The sequence below is a fragment of the Sedimentibacter hydroxybenzoicus DSM 7310 genome, assembly GCF_013403245.1.
In the GTDB taxonomy this organism is placed as follows: domain Bacteria; phylum Bacillota; class Clostridia; order Tissierellales; family Sedimentibacteraceae; genus Sedimentibacter; species Sedimentibacter hydroxybenzoicus.
In genome coordinates, this window is record NZ_JACBNQ010000010.1 from 18,633 (window position 1) to 34,788 (window position 16,156).

The window sequence follows — 16,156 nt, forward strand, 5'->3', positions numbered from 1 at the left end:
ATGTATTCAATGCCACTATACAGACCGCCCAGTGAGGCAAGAAGTTTAATAATCCAAATAACTGAGGGCTGTTCACACAATAAATGCAGGTTCTGCTACATGTATAAATGCAAGCAATTCAGATTAAAATCGGATGATGAAATAAAAGAGCACATAAATGAATTGAAGGCGTATTATAAAAACCCGGACAGGATTTTTTTAGCAGACGGAAATGTATTATGCTTAAAAACCGATAAATTAGTCAGCCTATTAAATTATATAAAGACTGAGTTTCCATCGGCTCAGAGAATCAGCTCTTATTCGGGACCATTGGATTTAATAAGAAAAACAGATGAAGAATTAAAACTAATAAGAGAACATGGCTTAGAGTTTTTGTATCTCGGGGTTGAAAGCGGTTCTGATAAAGTTCTTTCAATGATGGAAAAGGGCGTTAATCAGCGTGAGATGATTGAAGCAGGTCAAAAGGCGGTAAAAGCAGGATTTAAGCTTTCATGCATGATTATTTCGGGACTTGGCGGAGAAGGGCTTATGGAAGAGCATGCCGTAGAATCCGCGAAAGTTATTTCGGCAATAAATCCCCATTACTTTTCATTGTTGAGGTTAGTTGTTGAAGAAGAATCAGAGCTTGCAGATGACGTAAGACAGGGTAAGTTTAAATTGCTGAATCCGATCCGGATATTGGACGAAAATATACTCATGCTTGAAAATATGGAGTTAACTGACTGTATATTCAGAGCAAACCACGTTTCAAATTATCTTAACCAAGCAGGTGTCTTGAACAAAGACAAAGATATGCTGGTTGAACGATTGAAAAAGTTCAGAGAAAGCAATGATTTTATACCTATGGGTAATGATAGGTTGTAATTAAAAAGATGAGATTTTTTGCTATCGCTCAGGATGACGCATCTGTCATTCTGAAGGCTTTGCCCGAAGGATCTCATCTTTTTGTCTGCTGCTTATATTATCTCAAAAAAGCTTATTCCTAATTTTATACCATAATAAATTATAACCGCGCCGCATACTACGTTAATTATTTTTAACGCCTTTTCATTAAATGCCTTCTTAAATACACTTACAATTGTTCCAAGTGATAAAAACCATGTTAATGATGCCAATGAAGCTCCAATTATAAAGTATTTTGCCATATCTGCAGAAAGTGAAGCTCTGAATCCACCGAAAAGCATTGTTCCGTCTATGAGTGCCTGAGGATTTGCCCAGGTTACAAAAAAGCAGGCTAATGCAACTTGAGCGAAGGTTTTCTTGGTTTCTACCGTATTGTCCAACTTTGGGGCAGAACGTATCAGCCCGATACCAATCCAAATTATTGCAACGGAGCCTAAACCTAAAAGCAATGTTTTTACAATGGGAACTGCTTCGATCAATGCACCCATTCCGAAAAAGCAGGCAAGAGCCAATGAAATATCAAAAAATATGGTTATGAGTGCAACCATGTACAGCCTTGATTTTGGCTGGGTCATTGCCGTGTTGATTACATACATATTTTGCATGCCTATCGGAGCAACGTATGCGATACCAACGGTAAATCCTTTTATAATTGTCTGAATCATAAAATACCTCTCTTGATTAAATTTTTCGCCTGCATAAATAATATTACTTTATCACAATAATGTCAATGAATGTCATATTTCGGTCATGTTGAGCGATAGCAAAGTATTTCCAAAACATCCGTTGACACATCAGATACAAATGTTATAATGAATTAAAACAATGGCTGTCATAATAGGGGTAATTATGAAACTGAGAATAGATAAATTTCTTTCTAATATAGGAATCGGCTCAAGAAAGCAAATAAAGCAGGATGCAAAAAAGGGACATATTAAAATAAATGATGAGGTTATAAAAGACAGCTCAAAAATTGTAGACACCGACACTGACCAAGTAAAATACAAAAATGAAATAGTAAAATATGTTCAGTATATATACTTGATGATGAATAAACCAAGCGGAGTTGTTTCGGCAACAGAAGACAATTTTGACAAAACAGTTATAGATCTATTGAATGAAGATGACAAAGCATACAACCCGTTCCCCGTGGGACGTTTAGATAAGGATACAGAGGGTCTTTTGTTGATTACAAACGACGGTCAACTTGCCCACGACCTGCTTTCACCAAGGAAACACGTTGATAAAACCTATTATGCTGAGGTTGAGGAGGAAATAACGGAGAAGGATGTAAAAGCATTTGCCGAAGGAGTTATACTAACCAATGAAAATTATAAAACTCTGCCTGCCAAGCTTCAAATAATTGAATCCGGATATCCGTCATTATGCTATGTAACCATAAAAGAAGGCAAGTTTCATCAGGTAAAAAGAATGTTTAATGCTGTAAGCAATGAGGTAATATATTTAAAGAGATTATCAATGGGTCCCTTGAAATTGGATGAAGGGTTACAATCAGGAGAATACAGGCACCTGACGGATGATGAAGTTGAGCAATTAAAAAAGAGAGATTCCTCACTGCGTTCAGTATGATTAATATTGTTATCATTCCAAGCAGTATAAAATAAGAACAAAAAGAGTCTGGAGGTAATTACTATGAAAAAAATTATTTGTTTAGGTGACAGTTTAACCTATGGATACGGAGTGAGAAGGTCGAAGATCTGGACTAAGTTAGCACAAGATAAGCTAGGTATTGAAATAGTCAATGAAGGAATATCCGGTGATACGTCAGGAGGCATGTTAAGCAGACTTCATAGTTGCGTACACATGCAAAAACCGGATGCGGTATTTATAATGGGTGGAGTCAACGACTTAATTGCAGGGGCTGATTTGGGTGTGGTTAAAGCAAATATTATGTCAATGGCACATCAATCTGCAGCAAAACACATTGAACCAATTATAGGAATTCCTGTAGATATACAAGTAAACAGTATAATTAAAGAATGGTATGAACTTACCGATTTTAATAAAATATCGGGAGAAATTAAAATATACCGTCAATGGATATTTGATTTCTGCAAAAGTTTTAATATAAAGTACATCGATTTTTATGAAAAAATAAAAAAGGCAGGCGATGAGATTTACATAGACGGCCTGCACTTTAATGAACGTGGCAATGAAATAATGGCAGAAATTTTCTGCAATGAAATTCTCCCTAAAAATTTTCAACTACTATAATGCTGGCAATTTGAATTACAGAGTCAAAATTACCGATTTCTTTTAAGGCAGTATCAATATTTTTTCTTTCAATATCATGAGTAATGAATACCAATGGCGCCGTGTTGTTGCCATTTTTTTGTCTTTGGACAACTGAATTCAAGGATATGTTATTTTTGCCAAATACATTTGCTATTCTTGCCAATACTCCCGGCTTATCTATAACTTCAAATCTGATGTAATATTTTTTATATGCCCTGTTAACTATTTTGTATTTATCGGCATTTATAATTCCATCATTATATTTTCTGCATTCATTTTTAATAATGGATACTATATCATTTAATACAGCACTACCTGTAGGAAGCGAACCGGCTCCCTTGCCATAAAGCATTATTTCTCCTGCGGCGTTACCCTTTAAAAACACGGCGTTAAATTCGTTTTTTACAGTAGATAAGGGATGATCCGAAGGGATAAATGCAGGATGAACCCTTAATTCTATTTCGTCGTTTGTCTTGGAAGCAGAAGCCAAAAGCTTAATATTGTAACCTAATTCCTTTGCATAAACGATATCCTCTTTAGAGATTTTAGTGATACCTTCCTTTGGGATATCATTAACATTAATCCTCTGATTAAATGCAATTGAAGATAGTATAGCTATTTTATATGCGGCATCGTCGCCGTCCACATCCGAAGAAGGATCAGCCTCGGCGAATCCCAGTCGTTGTGCTTCCTTGACAGCTTGCTCATATTCAAGACCATTTTCCGTCATTTGTGTCAGAATATAATTAGTAGTTCCGTTAATTATTCCGGTTATTTGTTCGAATTCATTTGCGGAAAGATTTTCTGTAATAGTATTAATTATGGGAATACCACCGCCGACGCTGGCCTCATACAATAATCTTACACCGTTTATACGTGCTAATTGTTCCAGCTCTTCGCCGCGAGTCGCTATAAGAGCCTTATTGGCGGTTACAACATGCTTTTTACCGTTCAACGCATCTTTTATATATTCATAAGCCGGATTTATACCTCCGATCAATTCAACAACAATTTGGATATCCGCATTATTTATGATTTCATAAGCGTCTGTTGTATAGACATCTGCCGATAAATTTACATTTCTTTTTTTATTCACGTCCTTTACCAGAACCTTGCTGACAACTAATTGCTTATTTATACTTCCAACAACCTTTGTATTGTTAAGCTCAATAATATTTATAAGTCCTGATGCAACAGTTCCCATCCCCAATATTCCTAAGTTTATTGATTCCATTTTGTCCTCCGTTAATGTATTTAATTTATATACAAGTGTTTTTAAAACGAATATTTTAATAATATATCATGGTTTTTAATTAAATTCAATAAAATAATAAAAATAAATATCAGCAATTTCTTTTCAATTCGAAAATTGCTGATATTTATTTTATTTTATTCTACAAGGAAACTGGAAAGTGCAATTGATATTAGCTTATCTTCAACTGAGTCTGAACGTGATGTCATAACTAACGGGACGGTTGTACCAATTATTACTGAACCAATTCTTTTATCGGCGTAATATGTTATTGCTTTATGCAGCACATTGCCCATTCTGATATCCGAAACTAAGAGTATATCGGCATTTCCCGCGACCACGCTTTTTATTCCCTTATGCATTGCGGACTCTGCAGAAATTGCATTGTCAAGGGCAAAAGGACCGTCCACAATACAATCTTTTATTTGTCCCCGTTCATTCATTTTACTCAGTATTGCCGCATCTATAGTTTCTGGCATAGCCTGGTTTACTGTTTCAACCGCTGTTAAAACTGCAACCTTCGGGCATTCAAATCCCATTTTTTTTGCTAAATAAACTGCATTTTGAAGTATTTCTTTTTTAGTATTAAGGTCCGGTGAAATATTCATTGCGCAGTCGGTTATAAAGTTTAGTCCTGTTCCGGAAATATTATCTGTTACAGTTATTTGAGATACTAATTTATCTGAACGAAGTCCCCTTTCTTTATCTAAAACCGCTTTCATAAAAGTTGCTGTTGGCAATAATCCTTTCATAGGCATATCAGCCATACCTTTTTTAACCAATTCTACAGTCTTTACAGCACATAGAGTTTCGTTACCGGCATCAATTATTTCTACATCGGTAAGATCGTAATTACCTTCTTCAATCATATTTGTGATAGTTTCTTTATTTCCGACAAAAATAAAGTTGGCTAAATTTTTCTTTATTGCAATATCAGCAACCTGAAGTACATCTTTATCCGCTGCCTGTGCAACTGCTATGGTTTTTTTCGGACGTTTTGAAACTATGTGTAGTGCATCATCCAATGATTTAATCATAAAAAGCTCCTTTGATATTTTTTATTTATAATTTTGAATTGGCAGCTCACCGCTTATTGCTAACAAAGCACCTTCTGCAAGAGATTCTATTTCGTTTTCCCCGGGAAATAAATGAATCGGAGCAATAAAGCTGCACCATTCGGAAATTTCATTAACAATATATTCTGAGTAAGCTAATCCTCCAGTAAAGGCAATTGCATCCACTTCACCCTTGAGAGTAATCGTAGCTGAGCCAATACTTTTCGCTATTTGATAAATCATAGCATCGTATATTTCTTTTGCATTTTTATCTCCATCAGCTATCATTTGTTCTATTTCTTTGCAATCAGTAGTTCCTAATAATGAAAACAGGCCGCCTTTTCCGTTAATCATTCTATATAACTGCTCATAAGTATATTTATCGGAGTATGCATATCTTAGCACTTCACCTGCGGGTAAAGTTCCCGCTCTTTCGGGTGCCATAGGACCATCACCATCCAATCCGTTATTAACATCCTCAACCTTCCCCTTATGATGAGCGGCTATGGACATACCGCCTCCCATGTGTACTATTATGGCATTTAAGTCATTATAGTCCTTGTTAAGTTCATTCGCCAATTTTCTGCCTACAGCTTTTTGATTTAAAGCCTGGTAGAAGCTTTTACGATAAACATCCTTCCAACCGGTATATCGTGATTGAGGTATGAATTCATCAATGCAAGGTGCATCTACAGTTAAAGCCGTTATATTCAATTCATCAGCTAAATCTAAAGCAATAGCGCACCCCACACCACAGGGATGATTTCCATAAAGTCTGCTTTTTGCATCATTTACCATGGCTTCATTGATCCTGTATGTGCCGCTGTTCATAGCTTTAACCGGTGCACCTCTGGATATTATATAGTTAAAGTCTGACAGCTTGTATTTGCATTGATGTACGAAATCTGTAATAATGTTTTTCCTAAAATCGTACTGCTCCCAAATATCATTTAATGCACGAAATGAAGTATCCTTATCATGACGAATAGTATCCTGATGAAGACATTCTTTATTTTTATAAATTGCAACTTTTGTCGATGTGCTGCCAAGGTTCATTATTAATAATAAATTATCCATAGACAAGATCTCCCTTCAAAGATTAATTAATTTATCTAAAAATAATTTATTATAAATAAAAAAACAAAACTGTGTTAATTAGCACAGTTTTGTGAAAAAAAGTATGTCATTATGTATATACGATATGAATCAATCCAAATTAGAGAGTATATCTTCTAAAATTGAAAGATCGGGACAACATATAGTTCGCTTGTTTTTATAAATTAATTTTTGACTTTTTAAATTGTTGAGGGCTTTGGTTATAGCTTCTCTGCGGGCGCTGATCATGTCACCGATTTCCTGGTCTGTAATTGTCAAATTTAAGAATTGACCGTTAGGACATGCATCTTTAAGCTTACAAGGTTTTTCTTTACTTATATTATCATTTGAGCACTTTACACCAAAGGTAAAGAACAGTGTTAATAGCAATGATACTAATCTTTCCTCGATTTTCATAAAGGAGAGATATTCCACCTGAAATGACAGCAGACGGATTTTTCGGCTCATGGAATTGAATATATAGAATGCAAGATCAGGATAATCTTTTATCATATTTGTAATTTGTTCTTTATTTAAAAGAACCACGGTAGAGTCTTTAAGGGCTTCAGCACGTGAAAAGCTCGGAAATTCATCGAAAAAGGCTGTTTCACCAAAGAATGAAGCGGGCTCATTGATTGCCAGCGTTTTTTCAGAACCGTTAGAGTTTGAAATGCTGACCCGAACGCTGCCTTCAGTAAGGAAGTATAAGAAATCTCTCTTATCCTCTTGCTGGTAAATTAAGCTACCCTTGCGGTAGTAGCGGATATTTTTAGAATATTCCATAACTTTATTTTGGATACTTTCATCTTCAATAATAAAAAGTGAGTTATTAAGCATAGATAAACCTCCTGTTTACATATGAGCTTACATTTATTATATGATATAAATCTGTATAGTCAAACAATAAAATAATATACATAAAGAATGTTGTTCAAAATATCTAAAGTACTTATAAGGTTTATACCCAAAACGTGAGATACAGACTATTTTGTATAAATATATAAAAATTCGCAAGATTTGTATTGATATTGTGACAGAAAAGGAGAGTGAAATTTAATGAAAGAAATTAGAATTCACGGAAGAGGAGGACAAGGAGCCGTAACTACATCAGAGATAATTGTCTATGCAGCAGTTCAGGACGGTAAATACGGAGCTTGTTTCCCTTATTTCGGATTTGAAAAAAAAGGTGGTCCGGTTAGTGCCTTCGTAAGGATTGACGAAAATAAAATCAGAGAAAAAAGCCAGGTATATAACCCGGATTGTATAATGGTGATTGACCCCACGCTGCTTAACAGTGTAGATGTATTTGTCGGTGCCAAAGAAAACGCTATACTTGTTATTAATACCAAGACAATTGAAGGTATAGAAATTCCTGGAAATATTACTAAAGTAGCTTACGTAGACGCAAATGCAGCTTCGATGGATATATTCGGAAAGCTGTTACCAAACACTATTGTATTGGGTGCGTTTGTTAAAGCTACGAATTGGGTGAGCTTTGATAAGGTCAGTGAGAAAACTCAGGAAATATGGGGACCTAAAAATATTGAAGCATTGGAGTTTGGATATAACAATGTTGTCATAAAGGAAGTTAAGGGAGGGATAATTCATGACTAAGACTGATTTTATATGTGCTGTAGGAAAAGAATTGAACATTATCGATACAGGAAGCTGGCAGGTTTATCCTCCTGTTATACAACAAGATAAATGTAAAAAATGTGGAATGTGTTTGTTGTATTGTCCAACTAATTCCGTTAAGTTAATCGACGGTAGCTATTATATAAAATTAGATTTTTGTAAGGGATGCGGAGTATGTATTAATGAATGTCCTGCAAAAGCTATTAAATTTATTAAGGAGGATGAGCAGAAATGAAAAATATTAAAGTTCTAGACGGAAACCATGCAGCAGCTATAGGCGCAATTCTTTCAAAGCCTGATGTTGTAGCTGCTTACCCCATAACACCTCAAACTCCGTTGGTGCAGCATTTCAGTCAATACGTTGCGGATGGTGTAATGAATTCTACAATCGTTGAGCCGGAATCAGAACATTCGGCTATGAGTGTTTTAACAGGAGCTTCTCTTGCTGGAGCGAGAACTTTTACAGCTACATCTTCACAGGGACTGGCATTAATGTATGAACCGTATTTCAGGGCATCCACGATGAGGTTACCCATAGTAATGAATATTGTGAACAGAGAAATGATATCGCCTCAATCAGTCTGGGGAGGACCTCAGGATTCTCTGACGGTCAGAGATGCAGGATGGATACAGATTTATGTTGAGGATAACCAGGAGATCCTGGATATGACAATCCAAGCATTTAAGATAGCAGAAAATAAGGACGTTTTATTGCCTATTAATATATGCTATGACGGATTCTATCTGTCACATATGACAGAAGGTGTAGAAGTTCCGTTACAAGAAGAAGTCAATGGATTTTTACCACCTTATAAACCGACTCATGTGAAGCTGGATCCGGAAACTCCAATGGCTGTTGACCCGTTAACCCCCGGAAACTATCTGCAATATTACAGGGAGCTTCATATGCAAGCAATGGATAATGCAAAAAAAATCATTAAGGAAGTAAATGATGAATTTGCCGAAAAATTCGGAAGAGATTATTTTGGACTTGTTGAGCCGTACAGGATGGAAGATGCCGAATATGTTCTTGTAACATTAGGTTCTTTGACAGGAGCAGCAAGGATAGCTGTTGACATGGCGAGAGAAAAGGGTATTAAATGCGGACTTATAAAAATAAGATCACTCAGACCTTTCCCAAAAGATGAAGTGAGGGAATTACTGAAAAAAGCCAAAGCAATCGGAGTAATAGACCGTAATGTAAGCTTCGGCTGGCATACAGGTATTATTTATCAGGAAATAAAATCAGCCATAAGTAATTTAGATGCTGTTCCGACTGTACCTTTTATAGGCGGATTAGGCGGAGAAGACTTAACTACTGATTTGATGGTTGAAGCATTAGATTGTGTTATCAAAGCCGGAGAAAATAAACAAATTGATAATGAAGCCCATTGGCTGATTAACAGAAAGGGGAGATAAATATGTCTATAGCAGAAAAAATAGCGTCATATGAGGATATGGTAGGTCCCGGCATAACTGCCTGTTTAGGATGTAATGTCGAGCTTTCAATGAGAACGGCGTTACAAGTTTTAGGACATAATACAATAGTTGCAATCCCGCCGGGATGTATGGGAGGAGTACAAAGCGTAGGCTGGGCGGATAAGACCGGCATGAAGATCCCTGTTTTCTTTCCGCTCCTTGACAATACAGCATCAATGCTCACAGGAATAAAGAAATACTATGAGCGTATCGGAAGAGATGTGAATGCAGTTGCATTTGCGGGAGACGGAGCAACCTTGGACGCCGGCTTTCAGGCATTATCGGGAGCAGCAGAAAGAGGAGATAACATAATCTATATTTGCTACGATAATGAAGGGTATATGAACACCGGATTTCAAAGAAGCAGTTCAACATCTTTAGGTTCCTGGACATCAACTACTCCGGTTGGAGAAAAAAGTAAAGGTAAATCATCCCATAAAAAAGATATGCCTTTAATAATGGCTGCTCATGGCATACCATATATGGCGACAGCATCACCGGCCTATATGCCTGATTTAATAAAAAAGCTTGAAAAAGCTAAAAATGTAAAAAATGGATTAGCTTATATCCACATATATAACAGCTGTTCAACAGGCTGGGGATATGACTCTGAAAAGAGTATAGAAATTGTCAGAAAAGGTGTTCAATCAAGATTTATGCCGATTTATGAGTTTGAAAACGGTAAGTACAAGTTAAATATTGATGTTAAGAACCCTATTCCGTTAAAGGATTACCTGTCATCAATGAAGAAATACAAACATGTCAGTGAGGAGCAAATAGCAGAATTGCAGGAATTTATTAATGAGAAGTGGGATAACCTTAAGAAGCTTTGTGCGGAATAGAAAAATGAAAGGGTGAAGATATGAAAACGATTAATCGAGTAATTGATATTTGTATAGCTGCTCTATCCGGAATTGCTGCAATAGCATTGGCGTTTTTATTGGTAGGTATATGTTATTCAACTTTTTCAAGAGTTGCATTTAATAAGCCGCTTTCAAACTTAGTTGAGTATTCGACATACAGTTTGCTGTACGTTACATTCTTAGGCGCACCGCAGATATTGAAAAATAAGGGTCACATAAATTTAGATATAGTAACAAATGCATTGCCTTCAAAGGTTAATAATATTTTATCTTTATGTATTGATGTTGTTGGAGCGATTATATGCGCATGCATTTTCTATTTTGGATTATTAGTGGTAACTGATAATTATAATTTTAATATTAAGGTAATGGATTCAATGGGAACGCCGATGTGGCTGCTTACAATTGTTATCCCTGTGGGTATGTTCTTTCTCGCTATACAATTTATAAGAAATTTCTTTAATGATTATGATGAATTTAAGAAATACAAAAAAGTAGTCTAAGGAGAGGTGATAAAAGTGGAGTGGTATATAGTATTATTATCTGTTTTCTCTGTTCTGTTGTTTATAATGTTGACCGGATTACCTATTGCCTTTAGTTTTATCCTTGTATCTTCAGTTATCATATTTAATATGCAAGGAGCATTTGGGATTCGCCAACTCGTACTGGGTATGTATGATCAGGTAGCACAGTTTTCACTGACTCCCATACCATTTTTTATGATAATGGGTGAAGTGTTTTATCAATCCGGATTGGTGTCACGGACGCTGGATTCACTGGCAAAATTCGTTAAAAAGGTTCCGGGAAGATTAAGTATTATTACTTTGCTTGGAGGGGGTATATTTGCAGCGCTATCCGGTTCAGTTGTTGCAAACACAGCAATGTTTGGTTCTCTTATGCTTCCTGAAATGATGAAAAGAGGTTATTCAAAGAGTTTAATAACCGGTTCAATAATGGCTTCGGGTGCTCTTGCAATGGTAATACCACCAAGTGCGCTAGCTGTTTTATTAGGAAGTATAGCAGGGATTTCAGTAGGTAAGATATTAATAGGTGCAATACTTCCGGGAGTATTATTAATGGTTATATATATTGGTTATATTATGGTGGCTTGTATTATTAATCCTGATTTGGCACCATCATACGACGTTGAAGAATCTACCTTGAAGGAAATGATATTAGGAGCATTGAAGGATATTGTACCTTTATTCTTTATATTCCTTGTAGTAATGGGAATTATCTTTACCGGGATCGGAACACCAACAGAGGCGGCGGCAATTGGAGCCTTAAGTTCTTACATTTTAACGATTTTTTATAAAAAATTTTCTTGGAAGTTAGTTTACAAAACATTGGTGGATTCGTTAAAAGTAACATCTATGGTTTTAATTATTATAGCAGGATCAGCAGGATTCAGTCAAATATTGGCAATGACGGGCGCAAGCAGGGAAGCAGTTGTAGCTATAATGGGAATGTCAGCATCTCCTTTTATAATTATTTCTACAATGCTCATTATCATAATAGCTCTTGGCTTCTTTATGGAACAAACAGCTATCATGATGATTACTTTACCTATTATGATGCCGGTAATAATAAATTTAGGTACTAATCAGATCTGGTTTGCAGTTCTTTATCTGATATGCTTACAGATAGGTCAGCTTACTCCACCGGTTGGACTAGCACTGTTTACTATGAAGGGTGTATCCCCACCGGAAGTGACTATGCGTGATGTATATGATGGAGCAATACCATTTGTTACAATGGATATATTAGCATTAGTCGTAATGGCGGCAATCCCATCAATCATCACTTGGTTGCCAAGCTTATATTAAACAAACGTTATTAATTTGTTCATTAATAAAAAATAAAAACAAAAAATAGGAGGTAATAAAATGTCTTTTAAAAAAGGTTTACTATTTTTATTAATTGTCACATTAATTTTTGGTGTTGTTGGATGCGGAAAAAATGATACACCGGCACAATCTTCAGGTGACCAAGATTCAGATAAAAAGGTAACACTTTCGGTTACAGCTGCATGGGCTGAAGGCAATAGTATGCTGTATGGTATGGATGATTTTGCAAAAAAAGTATCTGAAAAAACAAATGGTACGGTTGAAGTTGTATGGGGAGGAGGTCCTGAAGCAATACCGACATACCAGCTTGTGGAAGCTTTAAGAAACGGCATAATCGATATAGCCTGGACATCACATACTTACAATGTTTCCCACGTGCCCGTTATGGAAGCAATGAAGTTAACCGATGCTGTAAAGCTGAGAGAAACAGGCGGATTTGATCTTGTGAAAGAGTTATATAAAGAGAAACTAAATTCTCACTATATAGCAGCAACTACAAACGGTTTGACATATAACCTGTACACAAAGAATGAAGTTAATGAGCTTGAAGATTTTGATGGGTTGACTATCAGGGCTACTCCTGCTTATCAGGCGTTTGTTGAAGCATTAGGCGCAGGTGTTGTTAATACTGCCCCGGGCGAGGCGTATCAAGCGTTAGAACGTAATGTAATACAAGGTTATGGTTGGCCAAGCGTTGGTGTAAAAGATTTCGGATGGCAGGAAGTGTCTAAATATATAATACAACCGGCTTTCTACAATGTAGACGTATGTATTATGATGAGCGATAAAGCCTGGAATAAATTGAGTGAAAGTCAGCAGCAAGCAATAATGGAAGCGGGAAGAGAAGTTGAGGCAGCCTCGAATGAATACTATGTAAAAGCAATTGCTGATGAGAATGATGTTTTAAAAGCAGAAGGCATGGAAGAGCTTACTTTAACACCAGAAGTAGCGGATGCTTATTATAAATTAGCTTATGAAAAAGGTTGGGAAAGCGCTTTAAAAGTAGATCCTGAAAATGCTAATAAATTAAAAGAACTATCAGAATAAAAATTTAGCTTCTTTATCCTAGTGAAGCTAAAATATCATAGATATAAATAGCACCCAATTTCTTTTCAATTCGAAAATTGGGTGCTATCTATTTGGGTTTTCTTTTATCATGCCTGTTGGAACCACCTCCTTCATCAATATCTATCTATATTATCAACCGGCTAATCTATACTCTTACAAGTCTATATTCATTTGATTCATCTTATCCATTACTGCAACTTTGAGCTTTTCCTATAGAATGCTCCTGTGCAATACTTTTGCAGTGTGTCCTCAAATTACTGATAGATTTTGTGTTTCTGTAAGATTTTAGTTTAACTTAAGTTGTATTAATAATATACCCCCTAAGTGCAGCTTTAAACATATAAAAAATAATTTTTTTACGCTTCTAATTTGTATCCTATGCCTCGTATGGTAGAAATTATATATCTGTATTTCCCGAGGTTATTCCTAAGCATTTTTATATGTGTATCAACAGTTCTGTCAAATCCGAAGAAATCATATCCCCAGACATCCGATAAAATTTTTTCTCTGGAAAGAGCCACATTTTTATTTTTTATTAAATAAAATAACAGTTCATATTCCTTTGGAGTAAGATCGACCTTTTCTCCTTCCACATAGACGCACCTGCCGGACATATTAATTTCAAGACCTTTAAATTTGAAGCTTTTCATTATAGGTTCGGAATCTTTTTTGTGGTTTCTCTTTAAAACAGCATTAATCCTTGCCATTAATTCCTTTGGAGAAAACGGTTTAACAACATAGTCATCGATTCCTATTTCAAATCCGAACAACTTGTCATATTCTTCTCCGCGGGCTGACAGCATTACAATAGGTACTTCCTTAAGCTTTCGTATTTCCCTTGCTGCATGATATCCGTCGATTTTTGGCATCATAATATCCATGATTATAATATCATAATCATTTTCCTTGCAAAGGTTTACAGCAGTCATGCCATCGTTTGCCTCGCTGACACAGTAACCCTCAAATTCAGCATATTCTCTTATAACCTCACGAATTTTGCTTTCATCATCAACTATAAGAATTTTATACAAGGCATTCACTCCCTAAAGGTATCTTACTAAAAGTATAGCATAAAAAAATAAATAACAAAACAAAAAATGCAATATTAATGATCAATCTTTCAATTTTCACAAAACTATCATAATTCATTCATTTGTTCAACACAATCAGGATGTAAAATGAAAACGATTACATTTTGAATAGGAGGAGTATAATGAAATCAAAATTAGCTTTGTTTTTAGTGTTAATTATGTTAATTTCAACTATGGCAACAGGCTGTACAAGCAGCCAGACTCAGGCGCCGGCAGAACCGCCGAAGACAGAGGATCCGGCAAATGAGCCTGAAGGGCCGGCAGCAGGTGAGCCTGTCAAGGTTGGCGCAATATTGCCATTATCCGGTTCAGCTGCGGCAACAGGTGTTAAACTGAAATATGCAATTGAAGTGGCACAAGAAATCATAAATGGCGAACATCCTGATATTGCTTTACCGTTAGCTGAAACTATGGGACTTCCCAACTTAGGAAATGCACCTATACAGGTGGTATTTTCAGACCATCAGGGAAATCCTGAAATAGCAAAGACTGAAGCAGAAAGATTGATTCAGAATGAAAAAGTGGCTGCATTGGTTGGAGCATATCAAAGTTCTGCAACAAAACCCGCAAGCCAATCGGCAGAAAGATTTAAAGTACCTTTCGTTGCAGGATCATCAAGTTCAGCAGCCCTAACTGAAAGAGGACTTAATTATTTCACACGTATAGCTCCTAACGATGATATGGAAACGGAAGTATTTTTCGAATATTTAAAATATTTGAATGAAGAAACTAATGCCGATATTAAAACAATAGGAGTCGTATTTATAGACAATGAGTATGGCGTGCACGCAGCTGAAATGGTTGATAAATGGTTAGAGGAAAAATATGCTGCCGACGGTTTTGAAAAAGTTGTTGCGGTTAAGTATCCTACAGACGTAACAAGCGTTGATACTGAAGTTCAACAAATCAAGGCAGCTAATCCGGACGTATTGTTCCACGCTTCATACATAGGTGATATAACTCAATTCGTTAAGAAATATAAAGAATTTGAATTTTCGCCAAAAGCAGTCGTAAACTATTGCGGAGGATTCCAGGATACGCAATTTGTGGTAAATCTTGATAAGGACGGAGATTTCTTCTCAGGTGGAGCGGCGTGTGCACCTACATTGTTCAGTACAATGGAAGTTGCAGATAAAATCAACGAATTATTTAAGGTTAAATCAGGCGGAGAAAATATTGACGGTCCTGCATTAGAAGAATTTGCTTCCCTAATGGTTGTAGCTGACGCTATCAATCAAGCTAAATCCACAAACGGTGATGCGATAATGGAAGTTATAAGAACTGCAAAATTTGATGCTCCATATTTCTCTACAGGTGCAATACAATTTGATGAAAAAGGTCAGAATTTTTATTCAGCATCATTTATAGTTCAAACTCAAGGTGCAGAGTATGAAGCAGTATTCCCGGTAGAAATTCAGACGGCTAAACCGATTGCTCCGTTCCCGACATGGACAGAACGTAAATAAGAGTCATCCTAATTAATGAAATAAATATTTCTGTATTCGTCATCCTGAGCGTAGCGAAGGATCTCAGCATTTGAAAGTCTGAGATTCCTCGCTTGTGCTCGGAATGACGAAAAACGGACGACAATCGATGACAAAAATAAAGGAGG

General features: G+C 36.1%; 17 protein-coding genes. 11 read left to right on the plus strand and 6 right to left on the minus strand.

Going from position 1 to position 16,156, the window contains the following annotated elements; genetic code table 11:
* The gene (locus HZF24_RS10025; RefSeq protein WP_179238183.1) at positions 1-864 is read left to right on the plus strand and encodes a radical SAM protein; all 864 of its coding nucleotides are present in this window, start codon (positions 1-3) and stop codon (positions 862-864) included.
* 92 nt (positions 865-956) lie between these two features.
* Here the strand turns inward: HZF24_RS10025 and HZF24_RS10030 are convergent, their stop codons facing one another.
* The gene (locus HZF24_RS10030) at positions 957-1,568 is read right to left on the minus strand and encodes a LysE/ArgO family amino acid transporter (protein ID WP_179238184.1); all 612 of its coding nucleotides are present in this window, start codon (positions 1,566-1,568) and stop codon (positions 957-959) included.
* Between the two features lie 190 nt (positions 1,569-1,758).
* Here HZF24_RS10030 and HZF24_RS10035 point away from each other — a divergent pair, with 190 nt between their 5' ends.
* Positions 1,759-2,493 carry a pseudouridine synthase gene (locus HZF24_RS10035; RefSeq protein WP_179238263.1) on the plus strand — a complete coding sequence of 245 codons (735 nt, stop codon included), beginning with the start codon at positions 1,759-1,761 and terminating at the stop codon, positions 2,491-2,493.
* Between the two features lie 63 nt (positions 2,494-2,556).
* A complete protein-coding gene (locus HZF24_RS10040; protein ID WP_179238185.1) occupies positions 2,557-3,138 on the plus strand; it encodes a GDSL-type esterase/lipase family protein in 582 nt (193 codons plus the stop codon).
* Here the strand turns inward: HZF24_RS10040 and HZF24_RS10045 are convergent.
* The 4 genes from HZF24_RS10045 to HZF24_RS10060 form a co-directional block, all read right to left on the minus strand.
* Positions 3,116-4,393 carry a homoserine dehydrogenase gene (locus HZF24_RS10045; protein WP_179238186.1) on the minus strand — a complete coding sequence of 426 codons (1,278 nt, stop codon included), beginning with the start codon at positions 4,391-4,393 and terminating at the stop codon, positions 3,116-3,118. The genes HZF24_RS10040 and HZF24_RS10045 overlap by 23 nt on opposite strands.
* 155 nt (positions 4,394-4,548) lie before the next feature.
* On the minus strand, positions 4,549-5,448 hold the full coding sequence (locus HZF24_RS10050) for a bifunctional enoyl-CoA hydratase/phosphate acetyltransferase (protein WP_179238187.1): 900 nt from the start codon (positions 5,446-5,448) through the stop codon (positions 4,549-4,551).
* 21 nt (positions 5,449-5,469) lie between these two features.
* Positions 5,470-6,543 carry a butyrate kinase gene (gene buk / locus HZF24_RS10055; protein ID WP_179238188.1) on the minus strand — a complete coding sequence of 358 codons (1,074 nt, stop codon included), beginning with the start codon at positions 6,541-6,543 and terminating at the stop codon, positions 5,470-5,472.
* Between the two features lie 129 nt (positions 6,544-6,672).
* Positions 6,673-7,398: a Crp/Fnr family transcriptional regulator gene (locus HZF24_RS10060; RefSeq protein WP_179238189.1), complete on the minus strand. Its 726-nt coding sequence runs from the start codon at positions 7,396-7,398 to the stop codon at positions 6,673-6,675.
* Between the two features lie 219 nt (positions 7,399-7,617).
* Here HZF24_RS10060 and HZF24_RS10065 point away from each other — a divergent pair, with 219 nt between their 5' ends.
* Genes HZF24_RS10065 through dctP form a run of 7 tightly spaced genes read left to right on the plus strand, consistent with a single transcriptional unit; the run spans position 7,618 to position 13,432 of the window.
* Entirely contained in the window at positions 7,618-8,175 is a 558-nt protein-coding gene (locus HZF24_RS10065) for a 2-oxoacid:acceptor oxidoreductase family protein (RefSeq protein ID WP_179238190.1), read from the plus strand.
* Positions 8,168-8,431 (plus strand): 4Fe-4S binding protein, encoded by a 264-nt coding sequence (locus HZF24_RS10070; RefSeq protein WP_179238191.1) that lies wholly within the window; start codon positions 8,168-8,170, stop codon positions 8,429-8,431. The genes HZF24_RS10065 and HZF24_RS10070 overlap by 8 nt, the downstream gene beginning before the upstream one ends.
* Positions 8,428-9,615 (plus strand): transketolase C-terminal domain-containing protein, encoded by a 1,188-nt coding sequence (locus HZF24_RS10075; protein ID WP_179238192.1) that lies wholly within the window; start codon positions 8,428-8,430, stop codon positions 9,613-9,615. The genes HZF24_RS10070 and HZF24_RS10075 overlap by 4 nt, the downstream gene beginning before the upstream one ends.
* A 2-nt stretch (positions 9,616-9,617) precedes the next feature.
* Positions 9,618-10,517: a thiamine pyrophosphate-dependent enzyme gene (locus HZF24_RS10080; protein WP_179238193.1), complete on the plus strand. Its 900-nt coding sequence runs from the start codon at positions 9,618-9,620 to the stop codon at positions 10,515-10,517.
* A gap of 20 nt (positions 10,518-10,537) precedes the next feature.
* On the plus strand, positions 10,538-11,041 hold the full coding sequence (locus HZF24_RS10085; protein ID WP_179238194.1) for a TRAP transporter small permease: 504 nt from the start codon (positions 10,538-10,540) through the stop codon (positions 11,039-11,041).
* A gap of 15 nt (positions 11,042-11,056) precedes the next feature.
* On the plus strand, positions 11,057-12,364 hold the full coding sequence (locus tag HZF24_RS10090; protein ID WP_179238195.1) for a TRAP transporter large permease: 1,308 nt from the start codon (positions 11,057-11,059) through the stop codon (positions 12,362-12,364).
* Positions 12,365-12,424: 60 nt separating this feature from the next.
* Positions 12,425-13,432, plus strand: coding sequence for a TRAP transporter substrate-binding protein DctP (dctP, locus tag HZF24_RS10095; RefSeq protein WP_179238196.1), 1,008 nt, complete (start codon positions 12,425-12,427; stop codon positions 13,430-13,432).
* 377 nt (positions 13,433-13,809) lie between these two features.
* Here the strand turns inward: dctP and HZF24_RS10100 are convergent, their stop codons facing one another.
* Positions 13,810-14,484, minus strand: coding sequence for a response regulator transcription factor (locus HZF24_RS10100; protein WP_179238197.1), 675 nt, complete (start codon positions 14,482-14,484; stop codon positions 13,810-13,812).
* A 182-nt stretch (positions 14,485-14,666) separates the two neighbouring features.
* Here HZF24_RS10100 and HZF24_RS10105 point away from each other — a divergent pair, with 182 nt between their 5' ends.
* Entirely contained in the window at positions 14,667-16,010 is a 1,344-nt protein-coding gene (locus HZF24_RS10105) for an ABC transporter substrate-binding protein (protein WP_179238198.1), read from the plus strand.
* Positions 16,011-16,156: the final 146 nt, after the last annotated feature.